Here is a 21,376-nt window from a genome sequence, read left to right on the forward strand (position 1 = left end):
TCCTTTCAGACAAGTCGCTTAGATTCGTTGACACCAAACCAGATCAGGAAGCTCTCGAGGAATTAATAAGCCAACTTCAAGAGAAGATTTAATATTGATTTAGATTTATTGTCCTAGGCTTCTGTAGATCACAACCCCTGCTTAAACGGCAGGGTTTTTTTTGCGCGAATGTCGAAGGCAGGCCAGCAAGATGGCCGCAAATTCAGACGCAAAAACGACCTGAAAAGGCGTCATTTATTTATGTGTTCGACTTATCGTTCCTTGATAAAACCCGGAACGAGAAGCTGCTTATGCAAAGCTATGATTTGGCGTTTCACGATTACGCTCAGCTTTTTCCGCTAATCATCGGTGATGACTACGAAGCCCTGCTTGAAGATATCGATACCAACGGACAGCGTGCACCGATCGTTCTCTATGAAGGAAAGATCCTTGATGGGCGTAACCGATATCGCGTTTGCAAGGATCTGCTGATCGAACCACGAACAGAGGAATACACAGGAGATGATGCCCTGGGTTACGTCCTCTCTTTGAACCTCTACCGCCGGCAGCTCACCGTAGCACAACGGGCTTTGATCGCTGCCGAGCTGTCCTCACTGCGTGGGAACAGCGCTATCACTGTTGACCTGGAGAAAGCAGCCGGGCAGGAGTTGGAAGCCGCAAAGATGGCTATTGAGGAGGCAGCCAAAGTCCTGGGTATCAGCCCACGCTCTGTGTCTTCTGCCTGCAAGGTTGTCCGGGACGGCACCAAAGAGCTGTTAGATGCTGTCAAATCTGGTGAAGTGAGCGTATCCGCCGCGGAACAGGTGGCTAAGCTCGAGAAAGAGGCTCAGCAAGAGTTGTGTAGCCGCGGGCCTAAGGCAATACGTAAGGCCGCGAAGGACATGAGAGAGGAGGGCAGAGCGAAACCTGCGTTGTCCAATAAGTCACTTCCGCCCCCAGAAAAAAGCAGTCACCTGCCACCGCCGGTGCCGCTTGACGATGATGAAGATGCTGATTCAGCACACGAAGCGCCGGCTAACCAAATAGCCGCGATCGAGCAAGAGTCGGACATTTTCTATACCTCGGAGAGAAAGCCAGCGGCTCAGCTACTGTTCGAAATGGCTGATGCAGGAATGCAGTTTGGTCGAGAAGCTGAGGGCGTTGCCGACGACATCATGAATGAGGTTGAGGAAGGCCTCGATCTTCAGTTCCTTGCGTTTGTTGTGGACGTAGCAAAGAGGCTGGAGAATCGGGTGAAGGCAAAAATGCAGGCCAGATACGCTGAGGAGACGTGAGGGTTGGGATTTTTTGGAAGGGTGATTTCATAGGTTAAAGCCCGAACAGAAAAGGAGTACCCCACATGCAAACACCTCAGGACGACACAATAATGGATTTTGGCCCGAACCTCTTCGGTGGCGAGGGTGGCTCCGCGTCCAATTCTTCGGCTGATGATTCAGATGCTACGAACGATGCTCCGGATGCTCCGGATGCTCCGGATGGGGCGGCGAGTATTTCTCAGCAGATGGCTGAAGGTTGCACCGAAGAGAAGACAGCCGAGGCCGCCGGCGGCCAGGCGGGAGGTGACAATGCTCCCTCGAGCAGCAATGGTGCATCTGGCGTGAATACTGAGAAGGCAGCCACTCAAACCAAGGCAGGGAAGTCCGAAGTAGGCACCAAAGCCTTGTCCAGTGTGAAAGCGGCCGTGAAGGTTTTCGAAAGCATCAATGGGTTCGACGAAAAAAGCGCGACTCAGCGTACCGTTGTTCGCGATCTGATGCTGAAGCAGTCCGAAGCCATGGAACTCAAGCTCCAGGGCAAGAAACCCCCTGAGGGTGAAGACTTTGATGCCATTGCTAAGCAGCTCCGGCGCGAGAACAACCGCCTCGACTCCCTGCTTGAAGGAAAGGAATCACTGTTCGGCAAGGCCCGGAAAGCCGCCGAAATTGCGATCGAAAACATGCAGGGCGTAATTGCCGAAATCAACCGCTTGGAGGAGGAGGGTTAGCCCTCCTGGACGACATGAAGAAGAAACTCTTCGCCAACATTCAGTTTTATGCCTTCTGGCCTTCCGCCGGATTCCTTGCAGGCTATGCATTCCTTGCAACGGCAGGCATGATTTAACCAGCAGCCCTAGCAAGCCTGGCGCATCCCGTCACGGCTCAGGCCATGAAACCAAAACCAAGGAGACAAGATGTCCCTCATCACCGAGTACCGAGCCACAGAAGAAGCCATCAAGGAGCTTCAGGACCGACTGAAGAAGCTGAGCGGAAATGAAGCCCTTTTGAAGGAGATGGAGTTCGAGGAAAAGCTGCGATCCTTGATGTCTGAGTATGGCAAGAACCTGCGTGACATCATCGCGATTCTTGACCCGGACTATCGAAAGCAGGTTTCCCATCAGCCTGGCAAACCTCGTGCCCAACGAGCAGTCAAGATCTATCGGAACCCCAACACAGGTGAGATCGTTGAGACCAAGGGCGGCAACCAGAAGACGCTCAAGGAGTGGAAGCAACAGCATGGCGCTGATGTAGTCGAGACATGGCGAACCCAGTGAGCCGGCGCGTGCGCTGAGCTTCCAGAATACAAGGCCGGTGATCCCGGCCTTTTTTATGAGCTCGATTTGCCCACGGGAACTTGGGTTTTTCCAATTGAATGAGAACTTGAAATGGAGGTAAATAACTATCAACGGAGGATCAGATGGATAGCACTGAAAACGTCGATGAACGCCTGTTGGCCGCGGTTATGGATGAAGCCCAAACAGACTTCAGCATAGCCAGTATTGCAGTTGAGAAGATCCGTCAGGGAGCTGAAAGCATCGCCGCCGGCATGCACGGCCGCAACCATGTAAAGGCGTCATTCGAGCATTATGACGGTACACCGATGTCGCCTGAAGAAGCTTTGGCTCACCAGTGTGTTCATGCAGCAAGCATCGGAAAATCCCTCGGCCAGGAATTTCTTCTGAAGGCACCTGCTGCCCTCCTGGAGCAATTTTCCGCCGTTGCAGGGAACCGAAACGTTGCTGACAGTGGGGCAATGCTCACCGGCCTGCTGCATGGGTTCATGATTGCCTTTGCCACGAGGGAGACGGAGGATAGAGCGCTGAAGGCACTACTGGAGGTAGCTCGGATCTGCGACGAGGCAAACAATATTCGAGGCACCACCTTCGGCCAAGCCAGCGAATAAGCTGGCTGTTACTCGGGCGCTCCTAGCAGAGCGCCCATCATCTCCTCCGTCAGGCAGCCGGCTGGACCTTGGCCAGGTCAGACCCCGGATCAGGGGGCATCTCCGAAACTTCCGACACTCTACCCCTCACCTGGGTAGCATTGGCGGCAAGAAATCTACCCCAATCCTCCATCAGAGCGCGGCGTTTATCCAGCAAGTCACCTCGGTTATATGCTGCTTCGACCTTACTGTTGAGGGTGTGTGCGAGAGCCATCTCGCAAACCTCTCGCTGGTGATCGGTTTCTTCCGCGGCCCACGTCCGAAAAGTAGATCTGAACCCATGCGGTACCACTCCATCGACCTTGAGCTGATCGAGCACCCTTGCCATTGCGTTGCCGGGAATCGGGCCTGTGCGCCAGGAGTTGAGAAATATCCATTTGGCATGCTTTCCGACCTGCTGCCGTAGCACCTCGATCATTTGGTCAGTAAGTGGTACCCGGTGAGCCTTGCCCGCTTTCATGCGTTCTGCCGGGATCAACCAGATTTTCTCCTCCCAATCTATTTCTGCCCACTGGGCCCCACTCACCTCCTGGTTACGTGTTGCTGTCAGAATTGCGAACTCAACAGCACGAGCTGCTGCACCATCCAGCGAGTCGAGCCTGGCCAGCAGCTCGGCCGTTCGTGAAGGTGTCGGAGACGGGAAGGGGACTACCGTATGCGATTGCTTGGGCAAGAGCTTGTCGAGGTGACCGCGCCACCGTGCGGGGTTTTCGCCTTGCCGAAGCTTCAGTGCCTTGGCTGCATCGAGCACGAGCTCAATGCGATTCCGGATGCGGTTCGCAGTAACCGAGATCTTGCTCCAGATCGGCGTCAGCACATCCAGGATATCGTCCGTGTCGACCTCGGCTATCCGAAATCCGCCTATGACAGGGTAGACATGCTTCGTGAGGGAATTCTGCCATTGCTGGTGATGCTTCTTGGACCAGCTCGACGAATGCGTGCGTATGTACCTTTCTGCCGACGCCCGAAATGTGTGGCTCGTTGTGGCTCGCGATGCTTTGGCAGCTTTGGCCTTCGCGCGTTCAGCGGCTGGATCAACGCCGCGTGCGATATCGAGTCGGTACTTGTCAGCCTCCAGTCGTGCGTCTCTGAGGCTCAAGGCAGGAAACGTACCCAGGGCAAGATCGTGCCTTTGCTTCGCCAGCATATAGCGAAAGACCCAGCTCTTCCGCAGGGTAGCTGATACACGAAGAATCAACCCCCTTCCGTCCTGGTAGGAGCCGGGCTGGTCGACATCCTTGACGAACTTAGGGGTTAGTTTGCTCATGAGGTGCCCCCCCGGTCACCGGGCCGTTCCTTTCATCCGCCGGCACATCATCCTGAAAAGCGAGAGAAATGTTCTCCGGCCGAATGAGGTGAGGACACGCAAGCTCGTACCCACCATCTGAAACGAGGTGTAAACCTGAGCGATCGACGGCAAGAACGGAAATCGCTCCAGGCTCGTCATCGAGCGCTTCACCAAGCCAGTTACTGAGTGCGTCCTCTACTGCCAGCATCGACCCGAAGAAATAGACCATTTCCTTGGCCTCACCGAGTAGCGCGGAGCGAGGCCCAATCTGCGGCCGTAAGCCATCACGAAATATGGACTCGAGATGACGGGTTGGCGTGACGTGGTAAATCTCACCAGAAATCGGCTCGCTTTGAGCGTGCTCATTCGAATCATGGGTTTTCACTACGAATTCCTCGCGGCTCGTTGGTTCGCAGGCGCGCTGATACTGCGGTCGCGCCAGATCTCGCCGGAATGTAGGAGGATAAGGTATCCCCATACAAAACGGCTACAGGCCAGAATCTATAGGGCGATTGGGAAATCCCAAATGAGGTGTCCCACACCCTAGCCCACAGTCGCGCTCGAGCAGATTGACCCTACCAGGAACGCAGAAGTCCCAGCCCGGAGAAAACCCGCGTGCGATTACAGTAGGAGAGGTCGGAGAGATACGGACTGAGGAGGAGGAGGGGGCAACCAACCCGGCAAGTGACGTGAGTGTTCTGCCGGGTCGTTGCCTGAGCAACCTATGGGGATGGGTATGAGCCGGTAGCTGGTCGGTCAGTCGTCCGTTTGCGATGCCGCTGTTCTGCGTTGCTCAACGAAAGCCGCGACTTCCTTTGAGATGCGCTTTGTTTCCGCGTCATACTCATCATTGACAGCGACTGCTCGCTTCGGGCCTAGCTCGTTGATCAAGCGTTGTGCTTCTTGCGAAACAGCACGCTGATTGTTCAAGTAATTTGGATCGATGACATTCATATTGTACGAGTCCCCAATTCGCATAGCGACTTGAGCTCCTTGGGCCTCGCACATTACGAATCCGATCTTTTCATACGCTTCTACGAGTGTTGGAAAGCAGCTGAGTGCTATATCGGTGAAGCGTGGTTTCAGGCTGTCAATCATCGCAGTCATGACCCCCTGATTGCGATGTGCTGAATCAACGCAGATATAATTTATTCCACAAGCAGTTGCGGAGTCATTAGCTCGGCTCAGGGTCATGAAGCCTATAATTTTTGATGCGACATTTACAGCGATTACTACTTCAGAATTGATCTGAAGGCTAATTGCTGGATCAAGCTGAAGGGCGATATCAGTCAGCATCCAGGCGCGAACTACGCCGAACATAGGGTGATCAGCGCTGATCGGTCGGTTGACCAAATCTAGGCTATAGCGTTCAGCCATCCGCAGTATTTCTTCCTTCTGCGAATGACTAAGTGTTTTAAGGTTTTTGATTGCAACAACTTCCATGATTACTCCTTTGTGCTCGCTTCGATTATCTGCTTTCAACAATATGCCACTGACCGTCCCAGTTTCGGATTTTGCATTTAGCAGTCATCCCGCGCCCGGTGTGGATACCTTGAACAACTCCTTCACCATGCCCCGTGTTGGCAAAGTTCACACGCCCACAGTCCTTAAAGGCGACCTGATTCATGAATCCCCCCCTGCTCTGCACTGCGTCCTTCCCAGCTGCCGTATCAACCGCTCGCTGGCCGTTTGTGATGCGAATAGCTTGAATCACCGTCGAGCCGTCATCTGCTTTGCTGTAGGAGCTGTGCCGTCGTCATGGCTTCTCGGAGGCCAGTTATTACCTCTGGCGTAGCAAGTTCGGCGGGATGAGTGTGTCGGATGCCAAGCGCCTGAAGGAGCTGGAAAGCGAAAACACCCGGCTGAAGAAAATGCTCGCCGAGTCGATGCTGGAGATCGAAGTCACCCGCGAGGCGTTGCGAAAAAAGTGGTGAGCGCACCCTCCCGTCGCGAGCTGGTGCGTCACATGACGGCACGCGGTTTGAGTGAGCGACGAGCGCTTCAGGTGATGCGCATGAGCGCCAGTGCTCTGCGCTACCAACCGAGGCCGGATCGCAACCAGAGCCTGCGCGAGCGCATTGTGGCCCTGGTCCATCGGCATCGCCGCTATGGCGCCGCGATGATCTATTTGAAGCTGCGCCAGGCTGGCGAGGTGGTCAACCACAAGCGTGTGGAGCGCCTGTATGCCGAAGCCCGCTTGCAGGTGAAAAGGCGTAAGCGCAAGAAGATCCCGATTGCAGATCGACAGCCGCTGGGCCGCCCTCGGGCCGCCAACCAGATCTGGTCGATGGACTTTGTATTTGATCGCACGGCTGAAGGGCGTGTCATCAAGAGCCTGACCGTGGTGGATGATGCTACCCATGAGGCTGTCGCCATCGTGCCAGAACGAGCGATTGGCGGGCTTTCGTTGACGCGCATCCTAGATCGCCTGGCCATGTCTCGCGGGCTGCCGAAGGCCATCCGCACAGACAATGGCAAGGAGTTTTGTGGTCGCGCCATGCTGACATGGGCTCATCAGCGAGGTGTACAGCTGTTTCTGATTGAGCCCGGCAAACCCAATCAGAATGCCTACATCGAATCGTTCAACGGGCGCTTTCGTGATGAATGCCTGAACGAACACTGGTTCACCAGTCTGCCGCACGCCAAGGTAGTGATTGAGTCCTGGCGCAGGGAATACAACGAAGAGAGACCGAAGAAAGGGCTGGGTGGGTTAACCCCATTGGCCTATGCCGAGCAACTGGCCTCCAAAGCCGTTACATTGACCCAGGGCTCTAAAGCCAGCTGCTACTGAAGACGGGGAGACGTCGCATGCGCAACATGGCTTTCGGGTCCCTGACCAGGGCCAGTGATCCGCGTGCCATAAGCGCGCTGATTAGCTCAGCTGTTCTAGGGCCATAGTCGTGTCCGCGTACAAACGAGAAGGCTAGTCCTGAAGCAAGAATGGCCTCTCGAGATTTCAGGTGCAGTGGGTGTGCCTTGAGGCTGACAAGGGAAACGCCTTCTTCTATGTGCTGGCTGTAAAACGATCCTGCCTCATTACGTCTAGCACTACGAACAGCCCCGAGCACCACGTCGGCCTCGCCGCGCGCAAACATCAACCAGGCTCTTGCACGCGGCACATCCGTGTAAGCGAATCGGCATCCGCTTCGCCGGCTTACCTCTTCCAGATATTCGATGGACAGTCCGGCGCGGACTCCCTCTCTTTGCCACTGGTCCACACCGAGCTCACTGAACGGAACCAATATTTCCCGCGAGCAAGCTGAATGAGCAAGGTGACTAGCCAGCAGCAGAAACAGGATCCAGAAGACTCGGTACATAGGCCCTCTACATCGGGGCGGGATCCACTACAGGTGCAGGGGTAGTCCACAGTGCTTGGAGAAAATAGATGAATCGGAGATCGCTCAAATGTCCTTCAAGCTGCGCTCCTCCCACCAGTCCCAGGCTTTGAGCGCCTGGCGGGCGACGCGGCCACCGAGGAAGGAAAGGGTGTCGTTCGGCATGGAGATGGATTTTCTGTTCACGATCCAGAAGTCCGTCAGCTCGGTCTTCTGGCCGTTGAGCAGGTCAGCAATGGTGCGCCCATTGAGGTGGGTCAGTGCAACACCGTGACCGAAGCAGCCCCCTGCGTAGATGATGCGCTCGTCATCGACAAAGCTGATTTCAGGAACCATGTCGACGTTGACCGATACAGGTCCACCCCAGCGGTAGTCGATGCGGACATCTTTCAGCTGGGGATAGATCCACTTCAGGTGAGCCTCGCAGTGCTTCCAGCTCATCGCAGACGGCGTCTCAACCAGCGCGCCGGTTTTGTACACGATCGCATCACCACCACCCATGGCGATTCGCCCGTCGACGGTCGGGCGGTAGTAATGCAGCATCTGCCGGTTATCCCCGAACGACTGTCGGTCCTTCCAGCCGATGCTTTCCCACTGCGCGGCGGTGAGCGGCTCTGTGACGATCTGGTAGGTCCACAGCGGGTACTGCCGGGCCTTGAGCGTGCGGCTATCCGGCACCTCGCGCGAGTAAGCATTAGTTGCGATCACGACTTTGTCGGCGACCACGCGGCCTTTTTCAGTCGCGACTGTAATTGCCGTGGCAGCCCTTTCGATGCGAGTGACAGGGCTGGCCTCATAGATTTCCACCCCTGCCGACTCCGCCAGGCGCTTGAGTTCGCGAACCTGTTTGCAGGGGTTGAGATGAGCCGTGTCGGTTTCGTAGATGCCGCCGATGAAACGTTCGGAGTGGAAATCCTGGCGAATCCGGTCTCTGTTCTGCCAGGTCAGATCCCCATCAATGCCCAGATCCTGGAGCAGCTGATAAGTTTTCTTCATGCGGTCCAACTGCTGTTGCGAGTAGCTGATCCTGACCATCCCGGTATGGCAGTAGTCGGATTGAAAACCGTGGGTCTCAATCAGGTTCTGGGTATGCGCTACAGCTTTCTTGAGGTAGTGGTGGGCATCGATCATCTTCTGCTTGCCCCAGCGCAGCAGCACCATCTCAGGCTCTAGGCCAAAGAGCTTGGTGCTGAATCCGGCATTCCGACCGCTGGCGCCGAAACCGATGATGGCGCCTTCCAGCACCACCACGCGCGCATTGGGGTTGTCTTTCTTGAACTGCCAGGCGGTGTTTAGGCCGGTGAATCCGCCCCCAATGATGGCGACATCCGCATTCAGGTTCTGCGTGAGTGCGGCGTTAGGCGAGTAGTGGCCGTAGTCATGTTGCCAGAAGGACTGGTTTTCCAGATGCGAGTCTTTGATAGCGGTCATGCCTTTCATTCTCTTTGTTGGTGGCTATGCCAAGTTGCGGAGCAACAGTGCTGGAGGGTTGCTGGTAATCAGGGCTTGCTGCAGGGGCCTGCAACAAGCCTTAGGTCGCGGGTTAGCGCCCGAGCATCAGCTTAATCAGCCGGTCGAAGAGCGCTCCGTAGGGGGGATACAGGAGCGGAAATGCCGGGCGCGAAAACTGCTTGAAGATCGGGCGCAGCTTGGAGAACTCAAGGAAGCCTTCGTAGCCGTGGTAGTGGCCCATGCCACTGGCACCGACACCGCCAAACGGCAGGTCATGCTGGGCGGCATGCAGCCCGCAGTCGTTGATCCCGACACCGCCGGACTGCGTCAGGGCTACTACCCGTTTCTGTAGCTGGCGTTGATTGGTGAACAGGTAGAGGGCCAACGGCTGATCCCGGTTCTTGATGTAGTCCAGCGCCTCATCCAGGTTGCGATAGGTCTTGATCGGCAGAATCGGGCCGAAGATCTCTTCATGCATGACGCGCATGTCATCGGTAGCTCCTAGCACCAGGACCGGGGCGATCTTGCGGACGGCTTCGTTACCGATGCTGCCGGGCAGCAGATTGATGATTTGAGCGCCCTTGCTTTCGGCGTCGTCGAGATACTCCATCAGCCGCCCATAAGCGCTCTGATCGATGATCGAGGTGTAGTCTTGGGTCAGCAGCGACGGGTAGCGCTGGGGGGTGATGGCGCGGCAGTGCTCTACGAATGCCTCCAGCTGGCTCTCATGGACGAACAGATAGTCCGGTGCCACGCAGGTCTGTCCTGCGTTGACCGTCTTCATCTGCAGAATCCGCGCGGCCGCCGTCTTTAGGTCAAAGTCCTCGGCGACTATCACCGGGGATTTTCCGCCCAGCTCAAGCGTTACTGGTGTCAGATTGTCGGCCGCGGCCCGCATGACCCAGCGCCCGGTTTCGGCCGACCCTGTAAAGATCAGGTGATCGAAGGGAATGCTTGAGAAGACCGAGCCACTGATACCAGGCACGATGGCCAGGGTGTGCTCGTCGAAATTCTGAGCCACAAGGCGCTGTAGCAGTGCACAGAGATGACGAGAGTTCGCGGCCATTTTCACCATGCAGCGATTGCCCGCTGCCAGTGCGCTTGTTACCGGCCCCATCACCAGAAACAGTGGGTAGTTCCAGGGGGCTACGACCCCCACGACGCCCTTGGGCTGGGGAATCACCGAGTTACGGGCACCGAAGAACCAAATAGAGCCGTTGCGGCGTTGCGGCTTCATCCACTTGGACAAGCGCTTGTGGCAGTCGCGGATGCCATCGACCGTCAGGAACAGTTCGAGCAACTTGGTTTCTTGGTGGGCGCGGTTGCCGAAGTCCTGGCTGATGGCTGCACAGATGGCGTCCTGGTTCTCCAGCAGCATCATTTCCAGACGCTTGAGATTCTTGCGGCGAATCTCCAGGCTGGGGATGGGATGTTCGCGATGCGCGGCCCGTTGCAAGGTGAATATACGCACAGCCTCTGCTTCGCTAGTTAAGGCATGGCCAATCTGGGCTGCGGTGTTCATTGCGATGTGTCTCCTGACGCTGGGCAGATGCAGTTGCCCCTGAAGCGCCGCCTCGCGTGCGCTCAGAGATGCAGTGGTGATGTCGGGAGGGTATCGGTGCGGCTGGCGTTGGAATTGTCCGGCAGTGCCAGTCTTTTCAGCAGATCGTGCCAATACGTTCGCGTTGGATCGGCACGGGACGAGGAGAGGGGAGGGACGGCCGTTCCGACACGCCCCAGAAGGATTGGGGGAGGCTTAGGCGGCTGTTTGGCGCTCGGCTTCGAGCACTTCGCTGGCGGCTCGGATGCCGGACTGCATGGCGCCCTCGAAGTAGCCCATCCACTCCGTGGCGGTCTCAGTCCCTGCCCAGTGAATGCGGCCATGCGGCTCGCGAATGGCCTCGCCGTAGGTCGTCATGACTCCCGGTGGCATGTGGGCCCCGTAGCCGCCCTCTGTCCAGGTCTCATGAATCCAGTCGTGGTCCACGTACTCCAGTGGCTGGGCCGCGTCAGCGCCAAAGTAGTGCACAAGATCAGCCATGACGCGCGCTCGGCGGGCATCGGGCCCAATCTCGCTGAGCTCAACGGCATGTTCGCCTTCGATAAGGCCGACGAGTATCCCGACCTCGCCATTGAGCGGCGTTTGATCGAAGACCATGCTAAGCGCGCGATTAGGGCTAATCACCGCACCACTCAGGCCACGAGAGCGCCAGAAGGGTGTGGGATACGCCACATGAATCTTGATCACGCAGCCCATCGGCATGCGCCTGATCAGGCTGGCCCGTTTGGCCGGTAGCGCAGGTTCATAGCTAATGCGGGAAGCAAGTGCCGGGGGCACTGTCATGATTACCCGTCGAGCATGGAACGTGCCCTGGGCACAGAGCACGCGCACGCCCTGGGTGTCCTGCTCGATAGCGTGCACCGGGCAATTGAGTCGTATCTGTTCGGTGAGCAGGTCGGCCATGCGCTTAGGTACTTGCCAGGCGCCGCCGACAAACTTGTCCTGCTGAGCGCCGCCTTTCACTCCGATCATCGTTTCCAGCCCATGACCTTGGCGCAGTACCTCCAGGAAGAAGAGGTAGGACACCTCAGAGGGTTCCGCGCACAGAATGGCCTTGGCGATCAGTTGTATCAGGCCTCTGGCGGCTTTGGTGTGAACCTTTCTGTCGATCCAGGCCTCGAGCGACTCCCTGTCGAGTTCGGCGGCGTTATCAGCCTGCCATGGTGCGAGGTGTCCGAGCCGTCGCAGGTCATGCTGTAAGATCTGATCAGCGATTCCCAGGCTCAGCAACGAGGACCAGGGCAACTTGGGCACCTGCGAACCATAGGACTGGATGCTGTCATCCAGGCTGACCAGGTTGTTGCCCTCGGTATGCTGAGGGTAGATTCCGACACCAAGGCTTTGCGCCTGCTCACGGAACAAGTGGTGATCAGCACCAAGCCATTGGCCGCCAAAGTCGACTGTGTGGCCGGCCACGGTACCGGGCATCGAGCGCCCGCCCACTCGGTTCCTAGCCTCAAGCACCAAGACCTGCTGGCCTGCTTTTTTCAGGTCGAGTGCGGCCCTGAGGCCAGACACGCCCGCTCCGACGATGATGACGTCCCACGATTGTTCGATGCTACTCACGCAGATCCCCTCACAGTGATCATTTGGCTGGGCTGGGGCTGCTGAGAGAAGGTCGCTCGTCAGCCATGGCGCGCAGGTCTCAGGAATGCCAATGGCGATGGGGCTGATGACCTTGGGGCGCCGTCACAGGATCAGCATAGAGCTCCGCGAGCGCGGGAGATTGTCTGGCAGTGCCAGTTCTTCCGGCAGCGGGTGCCAAACCGAGGGGGGTCAGGAAGCCAGGTGGGCCGCGCGATACTGCTGGGGCGATTGTCCGGTCCAGCGTCGGAAGGCTCGGGTGAAGGAGGCCGATTCTGAATAGCCCACCAGTAGAGAGATTTCCGTCATGGAGTAGTTCGATTCCTTCATGTACGAGAGGGCGAGCTCTCGACGGACATCTTCAATCAGCGTTGAGAATTCGATTCCATGCTCTTTCAGCCGACGCTGGAGCGTACGCCGGCTCAGGTTCAACTGATCGCATATTTCGTCGATAGAAGGGGCCCCGCTGCTCATTTCGGCGGCGACTATCCGGGTGATTTGCGGCAGTAGTTCATCCGTAACGGTGCGTACTTGGCGCTCTTTTTCCAGATAAGGCTCAAGGGCTTTGTACAGCCGCTCGTTACCGTGAGCCACTGGCAGTTGCAAAGTCTCTATGGGGAGGCAGATTCGATTGGCCGGTTGATTGAAGTGGATCGGGCATTGGAACAGCAGTTTATGCGCCGATATGTCCGCAGGCTTGCTATGTGCGAAGTCAACGCGAGTGGGGCGGATGGTGCTAGCGGTGATCAAGTTAAGCTGCCGCAAGATGGCGGCAATGGCGAACTCCGAGTCCTGGCGTTTGGAGATGACGGTGGGATAGGTAACACCGTATTCAATACAGATCGTTCGACTATCGAACTCCAGCTTTATATTCGATTCTTGGGCGAAGACGATGATGAATTGCTGAAGTGTCAGCAGTGCTTTTTCAACCGTTGTCGCGCAGTGTATGGCATGGCCGAGTGCGCCGATGTCGTCTGGCTCGGACTGCATGCCGAGCTCAAGCCCAACATTGGGATTGACCTTTCCCGCAGCTTCCCATAGAGCTAGATATTGCTCGACGGGTATCTCTATGTCTGCGCGCTCTAAGACGCGAGAGTCGACGTCAAGCATGGATAGATAGGGGGCAAACACTTCCTTGAATCTGCGGAAGAAGTTTTCGGAAACCACTGTGCGGCCGGATTTCATTGTGCTGCAGCCTTTACTTCTATCCCTTTCCTGGCCTAGTGCCCGCTGTCAGGGGCGGCTCGGTCGGTGATTGTTCTTATGCTGAAGACTTACCCCTGAGGGTAATCGCCTTCCACATCTTACTCTCGATTGGATGACTCGGCATGCATCGCTCAGTTGAGTGCTGCTTATGCCTAGGTGCGTGGCAAGCAAGAGGCGGGCCATTGCTGGTAATCAATCCATAGGGCATCGGGGCCATCGGCTGCGCTACCGCTGACCTGCTGTGTTGGCAGTCGACTGCTGACCGATCAAGATGCTGGCCGCGTACGGACTCTCTTCCCTCATCGTTCCGCTCCTACCTCCAAGCCTGTGCTCAGGCCCGATTGGCATCAGATATCAATGACTCTGGCATGCGCGGGCAATCCGTCTTGAGTGGCATTGAATACTTTTCCAGCCAGGTGAGTCGGAACGCTTCGGGCTGGATTTTTGATCAGCCCGCTTTTCCCATCCGATCCCGATCACCTACTCGAACAACAAGAAAATCAACGAGAGGTAGGCAAATGGCCGTCAATAAGGTTCACGCCTGGAGTGGCGCTCAATTATCTGCACCTAGCAGCAAGTGCAACGCATCCGAACGGTTAGCAACACCTGCATCGCTTCGACGCCATCGGCCCTTGGCACCTACTCAAGACAGATCCGCTATTCCCCGGCTTTTCTAGGCCACATCGAACTGCTTCCCAATAACCACAAAAAAGCTCCCTCCAGGAGAAGTTCATGAAAAACCTCCAGTTTTCACTTTTGGGTGGTGCGCTGTTGGCGCTCCTTGGTACCAGTCACTTGCAGGCGGCAACCTCGCCTGACCTGAGTAAGCTCGGGAGTGAGCTAACCCCGATTGGGGCAGAGAAGGCCGGTAATGCCGATGGGAGCATCCCCGCCTGGAGTGGCGGCTTGATTCAAGCCCCTGCTGGATGGTCGCGAGGGAAAGGAGATCCATATGCCAGTGAAAAGCCGCTGTACTCTATCGACGCGAGCAATGTGGCCAAGTACCAGAATTCTTTGCCGGAAGGGCAGGTCGCGCTGATCAAGACCTATCCGGGTTACCGCCTGGATGTCTATCCCACGCACCGCAGCTGTGCGATTCCTTCCGAAGTGGCTGAGCGCTCCAAGGCGTATGCCGGCCAGGCGCGTATTGGCAGCGATGGCTGGCGCCTGGAGCAGGCTGTCGGCGCCGCTGTGCCATTCCCGGTACCGCAGAGTGGCATCGAGGTGATGTGGAACTACAAGCTGCGCTACATGGCCAAGGGGCGGCGTGCGCAGGTCTCGATCCTGCTTCGTGAGAAGGGGGGCGCGCTGACCGAGGTTCGGCAATGGGCGCATGAGTACTATCCCTATAACGATGCTGCTGTGAGGGACCCGAGCGATACCGGCGGAATCGAGGCCAAGCTGCTCTATGACGTACTGTCACCTTCTTCCCGGGCGGGCGAGATGTATCTGGTGCACTCCTTCCTGGATAAGGCGCAGAGCTCGTGGATCTACTTCCCCGGACAGCGTCGTGTTCGTCTGGCTCCTTCCTTCGCCTACGACAATCCGATTGCCGGCTCGGACAACCTGTACTTCGTCGACCAGATCAACATGTTCACCGGCGCTCTGGATCGTTACGACTTCAAGCTGGTCGGCAAGAAGGAAATGCTGGTGCCGTACAACTCGTACAAGCTGGTCGACAAGTCCAACAAGTATGAGCAACTGATCGGCCAGGACTACCTGAATCGCGACGTGCAGCGCTACGAGAAGCACCGCGTGTGGGTGGTCGAGGCAACCGTCAAGGCCGACAAGCGCCACTCCTTCGCCAAGCGGGTGTTCTTCTTCGACGAAGATAGCTGGAGCCTGCTGCATGTCGATATGTACGACGCCAAGGGCAATCTCTGGCGCGTGCAGGAGGGCAGCCTGTGGGCCGATCCCGAGATCCAGGCCTGCACAAGCTTCGAGTACGTCAGCTACGACCTGATCGCCCGCCGTTACATCGCCGACGGCTTCACTCAGGAAGGCCTGTCGCTCGATCTCGGCGCAGGGCTGCAAGGGCGTGTGAGCGACAAGATGTTCAACTCCAACGAGCTGCGCCGTCGCGGCGAGCGTTGACCGGTCCGGAGCACAACAATATGAAAAAGCAAAAAACATGCGGCGCGGCTGCGCTGCAGGCAAAGCCGTGCCTGCATAACCCTCTGGCGTTGTCGATCGCGCTTGCATCTGGCCTGCTCTGGACTCAGCCGAGCTACGCCGTTCTGTTCGGCAGTGAGGAAGGGATATCCGGCAGCTTCGACTCCACGCTGTCATATGGTTTCGCCACCCGTTTGCAGTCTCCCGACTGTCATTTACTCGGTGGTGACAGTGGTGGGTGCAATCCCGGCACCAACAACGAGCTTGGTCGGTACTACAACCTGTCGCGTGGCAACGGCTATGCGAACGCCGATATCAACTACAGCAATGCCGATGACGGCAACCTGAACTACGACAAACACGATGTGTTTTCTCACGTGCTCAAGGGAACTCATGAACTAAGTCTGCGCTTCGGTGATGGCTGGAGTGCTCTGGGTCGGGTGGCTTGGGCCAAAGACTTCAAGATGGACAACGTGCGCACCACGGAACTGGACGACCAGGCCGAGCGCGATGCCACCGAGCGCTTCGATCTGCTCGACCTGTGGGTAGCGAAAAGCTTTGATATCGGCGAGATGCCCGCCAAGGTCAAAGTGGGCAACCAGGTAATCAGCTGGGGCGCCGAGATCTTCGTGCCCGGCGGCATCAACCAGATCAACGCCCTCAGCCTGCCCAAGTACCACACGCCTGGAACCCAGCTGAAGGAGGTGTTCATCCCGGCACCGATGGCCTCCTTCAATATCGGGCTGACCGAGACGCTGAGCCTGGAGGGGTATTACCAGTTCAAGTGGAATGCCTACTCGCTCGATCCGGTGGGAACCTACTTCTCCTCGGCGGATATAGCGGGAGAGGGGCGTCGCCCGATCTACTACCCGACGAACTACGTGAACAATATCTATGGCCCGCTGCTCGGACTCACTTGCGCCGATCTGACGCCAACCGGTCAGTGCGGTGCCCCCGGTATCAGTGGTCTGAGCGATGCCGATCTGGTGGCTTTTGGTCTGGCGATTCCCTACGCCGGCGAGCGTGAGGCGAAGAACAGCGGCCAGTATGGCGTGGCACTGCGCTGGACCGCGGAGAGCATCGGCACCGACTTTGGCCTCTTCTACCAGCGCTACCACGACAAGACACCTTTCGTGGGCTACACCGCGCGGAGCAATCCGAACAACCTGGTGGTGGACAACTATTTCATCAACTACGGCGAAGACAAGGATCTGTTCGGTCTCTCCATGAGCACCATGGTGGGCCCGGTAGCTGTTGCGGGCGAGCTGTCCTATCGTCCCGATGACAGTGTCGGTATCGACCCCACCGTTCCCTTCGGTAGTGGGCTCACCGGTAGCTACAACAAGTACAGCGTGTTCGATACCGGAGTGAACAAGGGCTTTGTCGAAGAGGAAAAGTGGCAGGCGGACATCAATGCCATCTACACCTTCTCGGCCAGCGATCCGCTTGGCTTTATCCCCAGCGCACTGGGGGCCTCCCAGGGCTTCATCATGGCCGAAGCAGTGGTAACCCATTACCCGGGACTGGATACCAGCGGCAAGGTGCCTTACTTCCTGCCCGATTACTCGGTACCAAACAAAACGTCCTGGGGCTATGTGGCCGAGATCGGGATGAACTATCCCAACCTCTTCGACAGCGGCGTTACCGTCACTCCGCAGCTGGACTTCAGTCACGACGTCAACGGCACCACGCCGAATGCGATGCCGTTTGTCGAAGGTCGCAAGTCGCTGACCACCTCTCTGCTGTTCAACTACCGTGACCGCTGGAAGGGCGGCCTGCAGTGGGTGCAGTACTGGGGCGGTGGCGACAACAACCTGATGGCTGATCGCGACTTCCTCAGCGGCAATATTTCCTACTCGTTCTAATCCAGCCCAAGTTCGCTGGCGGCAAACCGTGCGCGCTCTTGCGCGGCTTGCCGTTGGCGACACTCGTTGTATCGAGGCATTCCATGTTGGTTTTCCTGGTGTCGGCGCTCGAGCGCTTTTTCTTTCGCCATCGTCTGGCGACTCTTGGCCTGCTGGCCGTCATTACCCTGATCATGGGCGGCTTTGCGTCACGCCTGGAAATGTCGGCCGGCTTCGACAAGCAGCTTCCGCAACAGCACGCTTTCATCAAGACCTTCAACCAGTACCGCGATGTGCTGTTCGGTGCCAACCGCGTCATCGTGGTGCTGCATGCCAAGCAGGGCGATATCTGGAACAAGCAGGCGATGACCCGTCTGTACGACCTGACTCAGACCTTGTTCTTCATGCCGGGGATCGACCGGCGCAGCGTGACCTCGCTGTGGACGCCGAATACCCGTGCGGTGCAGATCACCGAGGAGGGCATGAAGGCCGAGGACGTGGTAGGTGGTGATGTCACGGTAGGCACTTTGGACGACCAAGCCATAGCTGGCATTCGTGAGCGCACCATCATCGGTGGCTTCGTCGGCAGCCTGGTCGCCAACGATCATTCCGGTGCCATGGTGGTAGCGGAGTTGGCTGATCCGGATCCGCAAACCGGCAAGCGCCTGAACTATCTGGAGTTCAGCCAGCGTCTGGAAGACGAGGTGCGCAGCAAATACGCAGACTCCAACTACGACGTGCAGATCATTGGTTTCGCCAAGCAGATGGGGGATATCGGTGCCGGTGCCAAGAGCGTGGTGGAGTTCTTTGGCCTGGCTTTCGTACTCACCGCGCTGGCGGTTTATTGGTATACCCGCTCCTGGCGGCTGACCTTCCTACCATTGTTCTGCTCGCTGGTCTCGGTGGTCTGGCAGTTCGGCACCGTCACTCTGCTGGGCTTCGGCCTCGATCCTCTGGCGATTCTGGTGCCCTTCCTGGTGTTCGCCATCGGCGTGTCTCATGGGGTACAGCAGGTCAATTTCATCTCCAAGGAAGTTTGCACCGGGGTAGATGGCATGACCGCCTCGCGGCGCAGCTTCACCGGCCTGTTCATCCCCGGCACGCTGGCACTGATCACGGCTTTCGTCGGTTTCGCCACCCTGGTGCTGGTGCCCATCCCGATGATCCGCGAGCTGGCCATTACCGCTTCGGTGGGGGTGGCCTACAAGATCATTACCAACCTGATCATGCTGCCGGTGCTGGCCAGTTATTTCAGCTTCGACAAGGCCTATGTGGCGCGTGTCGAAAGGCTGCGAGCCAGGCGTGATGGCGCCATGGTCAGCCTTGGGCGTATCGCCGAGCCGCGAAATGCGGCCATCGGCACGTTGCTGTGCCTAGCGCTGATGGCGTTGGCGGTATGGCAGAGCCAGGGGCGCCATGTAGGGCATGTGCTGCCAGGGGCGCCGGAGCTGCATGCAGACTCTCAGTACAACAGGGATGTGCAGAGTGTGGTCAACCACTTTGCCCTGGGCCTGGACCTGTTCACCGTGGCGGTGGAAACCCCTGCAGGCGGCTGCTACCGCAACGATGTGATGGCCTATGTCGACCGCCTGACTTGGTATCTTGGCAATGTGCCCGGTGTGCTCTCGGCGCAGTCCCTGCCGGCGCTGACCAAGCTTTCGGCCTCCGGCGTCAACGAAGGCAACCCCAAGTGGGCAGCGCTGCCGCTGGATGAGCTGTCGCTAGGCGAAGCGGTTCGCCAGGTGCCCGAGGCCCTGCGCCTGTACAACGCAGACTGCACACTGCTGCCGATCAACCTCTATCTCACCGACCACAAGGCCAGCACCCTGAAACAGGTAGTGCAGGCGGTCGAGGATTATCGGGCCGAACATAAGTTGGAGGGGGTGACGGTACGTCTGGCCAGCGGCAATGCCGGCGTACAAGCAGCCACGAATGAGATTGTGGAGACCTCAGAGCTGCCGATGATGCTCTACGTCTACCTGACCATCGTGCTGCTGGTGTTTCTGGTGTACCGCGACTGGCGCGCCATGATCGCCTGCTGCCTGCCGCTGACCCTGGCGACCTTCCTCGGCTACTGGTTCATGAAGGAGCTGGATATCGGCCTGACTGTGGCCACCCTGCCGGTGATGGTGCTTGCCGTGGGCATCGGCGTGGATTACGCCTTCTACATCTACAACCGCTTGCAGATGCATCTCGCCGCAGGGCAGCACATCGTCAGCGCGTTCCAGCAAGCCTTGCGCGAGGTTGGGGTGGCTACGGTATTCACCGCCTTGACGCTGTCCGTCGGCGTCGCCACCTGGTCATTCTCGGCGCTGAAGTTCCAGGCCGACATGGGCCTGCTGCTCACCTTCATGTTCATGGCCAACATGATCATGGCCATCACCCTGTTGCCAGCGCTGGCCGTGGTACTGGAAATCCTGATTCCGCGGCGGGGGCCGGTGCGTGCTCCCCTGATCGCGCACTGATAGAGGAGCATGCATGATGTTCGCGATTCGTTTTCTGCAGTTCCCGCTGGTGGCCCTGGCATTGGCTGTGACCGGTAATGTGTGGGCTGCTGACGCGCAGGCTCCGGCTATCGCCCTGGAGAGCGCACAGCATGCGCCACTGGTCGCGGTGAGCCAGGTGGGCCGGCGTCTGGTCGCCGTGGGTGACCATGGCATTGTCGTGTTGTCCGATGATGGCGAGACCTGGCGCCAGGCCAGCAGCGTGCCGGTGGACGGCTTGCTCACTGCCCTGAGCTTTATCGATGAGCGGCAGGGCTGGGCGGTTGGCCATGGCGGGGTGTTGCTGCATACCGAAGACGGGGGTGAAACCTGGGCTCTGCAGCAACTCCTGGAGGAGCAGCCGGTATTGCTTTCGGTGTGGTTCGAGAATGCCCAGCACGGCATCGTCGTTGGGGCATACGGATACGCCGCGCAGACTCAGGATGGCGGGCAGAGCTGGCAGCGACTGAGCGTGGGTGCCGATGGTGACGACTATCACCTCAACCATATCTTCGCCACCCGTGATGGCAGCCTGTTAATCGCCGCTGAGGCGGGGAACGCCTATCGCTCTGCTGATCGCGGTGCCAGCTGGCAATCACTCGACACCGGCGTCAGCGGCTCTCTGTGGAGTGGTGTCGGGCTGCGTGATGGTCGAGCGCTGCTGGTCGGCATGAGCGGGCGGGTGCTGCTCGGCGACAGTTCTGGCAAACGCTGGCGCGAACTGAGCAGCGGTACGGTCGAGGCGATCACCGATGTCGCTCAACTGGCCGATGGCCGCGTCGCGCTGGTCGGCAATGGGGGGCTGGTAGCGCTCTCGGATACAAAGGTGGAGCGCTTCAACGCATCTCAGCGTGAGGACCGCCTGAACATCTCCGCATTGGCGCCGCTCACTGAAGGACATCTGCTGCTGTTTGGGGCGGCAGGGGTAATACCTCAATAGTCCGCATCGCGTCGGTCACCCTTGTCATGGCCCTTGTCGGAGGGCGATGACGAATAGCACCGACGCCATCCCTTCGACAGTACGCGCATCCGCAGTTTGTTTGCTCGTTGAGATACTCGACGAACTCTTAAGGGGCGCGTGTCTTCTTGCATGGCTGGAGTGCATCGATGCGTACCTTGTTCGCCAGGTTGTCATTGCGATTCAAGCTGGTGCTGTTCAACGGCCTGCTGCTGGCGTTGATCACTGTGTTGCCGCTGACCGAAAACTGACCCAGTAGAGGCTGTTCTGCCGATCGAAAACTGACCCAGGTGCTCAACTGCTCCTGCTCAATTTATGAGCAGGAGAACACAGGGTGATCAGTATGGAAATGATG

General features: G+C 57.9%; 15 protein-coding genes and 1 pseudogene. 9 read left to right on the forward strand and 7 right to left on the reverse strand.

Features of this window, described 5'->3' with window-relative positions; translation table 11 throughout:
• Positions 1-290: 290 nt before the first annotated feature.
• The 4 genes from AC19YR_RS22275 to AC19YR_RS22290 all read left to right on the forward strand — a co-directional run bounded on the left by AC19YR_RS22275 (position 291) and on the right by AC19YR_RS22290 (position 3,159).
• Entirely contained in the window at positions 291-1,274 is a 984-nt protein-coding gene (locus AC19YR_RS22275) for a ParB/RepB/Spo0J family partition protein (RefSeq protein ID WP_023082874.1), read from the forward strand.
• A gap of 65 nt (positions 1,275-1,339) precedes the next feature.
• On the forward strand, positions 1,340-1,984 hold the full coding sequence (locus tag AC19YR_RS22280) for a hypothetical protein (RefSeq protein ID WP_023082873.1): 645 nt from the start codon (positions 1,340-1,342) through the stop codon (positions 1,982-1,984).
• A 186-nt stretch (positions 1,985-2,170) separates the two neighbouring features.
• Positions 2,171-2,530: a histone-like nucleoid-structuring protein, MvaT/MvaU family gene (locus tag AC19YR_RS22285; protein ID WP_023082872.1), complete on the forward strand. Its 360-nt coding sequence runs from the start codon at positions 2,171-2,173 to the stop codon at positions 2,528-2,530.
• Positions 2,531-2,673: 143 nt separating this feature from the next.
• Entirely contained in the window at positions 2,674-3,159 is a 486-nt protein-coding gene (locus tag AC19YR_RS22290) for a hypothetical protein (protein WP_023082871.1), read from the forward strand.
• Positions 3,160-3,208: 49 nt separating this feature from the next.
• Here the strand turns inward: AC19YR_RS22290 and AC19YR_RS22295 are convergent, their stop codons facing one another.
• The 3 genes from AC19YR_RS22295 to AC19YR_RS22305 all read right to left on the reverse strand — a co-directional run bounded on the left by AC19YR_RS22295 (position 3,209) and on the right by AC19YR_RS22305 (position 5,929).
• Positions 3,209-4,465 (reverse strand): tyrosine-type recombinase/integrase, encoded by a 1,257-nt coding sequence (locus tag AC19YR_RS22295; protein WP_023082870.1) that lies wholly within the window; start codon positions 4,463-4,465, stop codon positions 3,209-3,211.
• Positions 4,446-4,871, reverse strand: a complete 426-nt coding sequence (locus AC19YR_RS22300) for a hypothetical protein (protein WP_078451031.1) — start codon at positions 4,869-4,871, stop codon at positions 4,446-4,448. The genes AC19YR_RS22295 and AC19YR_RS22300 overlap by 20 nt, the downstream gene beginning before the upstream one ends.
• 371 nt (positions 4,872-5,242) lie before the next feature.
• Positions 5,243-5,929, reverse strand: a complete 687-nt coding sequence (locus tag AC19YR_RS22305; protein ID WP_023082869.1) for a GNAT family N-acetyltransferase — start codon at positions 5,927-5,929, stop codon at positions 5,243-5,245.
• Between the two features lie 299 nt (positions 5,930-6,228).
• Between AC19YR_RS22305 and AC19YR_RS22310 the strand changes: the two are divergent.
• Positions 6,229-7,261 (forward strand): annotated as a pseudogene (locus AC19YR_RS22310) (IS3 family transposase); the annotation flags it as partial.
• A 626-nt stretch (positions 7,262-7,887) separates the two neighbouring features.
• Here the strand turns inward: AC19YR_RS22310 and AC19YR_RS22315 are convergent.
• From AC19YR_RS22315 to AC19YR_RS22330, 4 genes are all read right to left on the reverse strand, one after another.
• A complete protein-coding gene (locus AC19YR_RS22315) occupies positions 7,888-9,252 on the reverse strand; it encodes an NAD(P)/FAD-dependent oxidoreductase (protein ID WP_023082866.1) in 1,365 nt (454 codons plus the stop codon).
• 112 nt (positions 9,253-9,364) lie between these two features.
• Complete coding sequence (locus tag AC19YR_RS22320) at positions 9,365-10,795, reverse strand: coniferyl aldehyde dehydrogenase (RefSeq protein WP_023082865.1); 1,431 nt, start codon at positions 10,793-10,795, stop codon at positions 9,365-9,367.
• Positions 10,796-11,029: 234 nt separating this feature from the next.
• A complete protein-coding gene (locus AC19YR_RS22325) occupies positions 11,030-12,400 on the reverse strand; it encodes a flavin monoamine oxidase family protein (protein WP_023082864.1) in 1,371 nt (456 codons plus the stop codon).
• Between the two features lie 210 nt (positions 12,401-12,610).
• Positions 12,611-13,603 carry an AraC family transcriptional regulator gene (locus AC19YR_RS22330; protein WP_023100546.1) on the reverse strand — a complete coding sequence of 331 codons (993 nt, stop codon included), beginning with the start codon at positions 13,601-13,603 and terminating at the stop codon, positions 12,611-12,613.
• A 753-nt stretch (positions 13,604-14,356) separates the two neighbouring features.
• On the opposite strand from AC19YR_RS22330, the gene AC19YR_RS22335 reads away from it, so the two are divergent.
• The 4 genes from AC19YR_RS22335 to AC19YR_RS22350 all read left to right on the forward strand — a co-directional run bounded on the left by AC19YR_RS22335 (position 14,357) and on the right by AC19YR_RS22350 (position 21,003).
• Positions 14,357-15,718, forward strand: a complete 1,362-nt coding sequence (locus AC19YR_RS22335) for a DUF1329 domain-containing protein (protein WP_023082862.1) — start codon at positions 14,357-14,359, stop codon at positions 15,716-15,718.
• Between the two features lie 20 nt (positions 15,719-15,738).
• Positions 15,739-17,601, forward strand: a complete 1,863-nt coding sequence (locus tag AC19YR_RS22340) for a DUF1302 domain-containing protein (RefSeq protein ID WP_023082861.1) — start codon at positions 15,739-15,741, stop codon at positions 17,599-17,601.
• 83 nt (positions 17,602-17,684) lie between these two features.
• Entirely contained in the window at positions 17,685-20,045 is a 2,361-nt protein-coding gene (locus AC19YR_RS22345; RefSeq protein WP_023082860.1) for an efflux RND transporter permease subunit, read from the forward strand.
• Positions 20,046-20,058: 13 nt separating this feature from the next.
• Entirely contained in the window at positions 20,059-21,003 is a 945-nt protein-coding gene (locus tag AC19YR_RS22350; RefSeq protein ID WP_023082859.1) for a YCF48-related protein, read from the forward strand.
• The last annotated feature ends 373 nt before the right edge of the window (positions 21,004-21,376 follow it).

The organism is Pseudomonas sp. MF08817, from assembly GCF_059862705.1.

Coding starts and splice junctions, on each gene's coding strand:
- AC19YR_RS22275 (WP_023082874.1), top strand. CDS start 291: ATGCAAAGCTATGATTTGGCGTTTCACGATTACGCTCAGCTTTTTCCG.
- AC19YR_RS22280 (WP_023082873.1), top strand. CDS start 1,340: ATGCAAACACCTCAGGACGACACAATAATGGATTTTGGCCCGAACCTC.
- AC19YR_RS22285 (WP_023082872.1), top strand. CDS start 2,171: ATGTCCCTCATCACCGAGTACCGAGCCACAGAAGAAGCCATCAAGGAG.
- AC19YR_RS22290 (WP_023082871.1), top strand. CDS start 2,674: ATGGATAGCACTGAAAACGTCGATGAACGCCTGTTGGCCGCGGTTATG.
- AC19YR_RS22295 (WP_023082870.1), bottom strand. CDS start 4,465: ATGAGCAAACTAACCCCTAAGTTCGTCAAGGATGTCGACCAGCCCGGC.
- AC19YR_RS22305 (WP_023082869.1), bottom strand. CDS start 5,929: ATGGAAGTTGTTGCAATCAAAAACCTTAAAACACTTAGTCATTCGCAG.
- AC19YR_RS22315 (WP_023082866.1), bottom strand. CDS start 9,252: ATGACCGCTATCAAAGACTCGCATCTGGAAAACCAGTCCTTCTGGCAA.
- AC19YR_RS22320 (WP_023082865.1), bottom strand. CDS start 10,795: ATGAACACCGCAGCCCAGATTGGCCATGCCTTAACTAGCGAAGCAGAG.
- AC19YR_RS22330 (WP_023100546.1), bottom strand. CDS start 13,603: ATGAAATCCGGCCGCACAGTGGTTTCCGAAAACTTCTTCCGCAGATTC.
- AC19YR_RS22335 (WP_023082862.1), top strand. CDS start 14,357: ATGAAAAACCTCCAGTTTTCACTTTTGGGTGGTGCGCTGTTGGCGCTC.
- AC19YR_RS22340 (WP_023082861.1), top strand. CDS start 15,739: ATGAAAAAGCAAAAAACATGCGGCGCGGCTGCGCTGCAGGCAAAGCCG.
- AC19YR_RS22345 (WP_023082860.1), top strand. CDS start 17,685: ATGTTGGTTTTCCTGGTGTCGGCGCTCGAGCGCTTTTTCTTTCGCCAT.
- AC19YR_RS22350 (WP_023082859.1), top strand. CDS start 20,059: ATGATGTTCGCGATTCGTTTTCTGCAGTTCCCGCTGGTGGCCCTGGCA.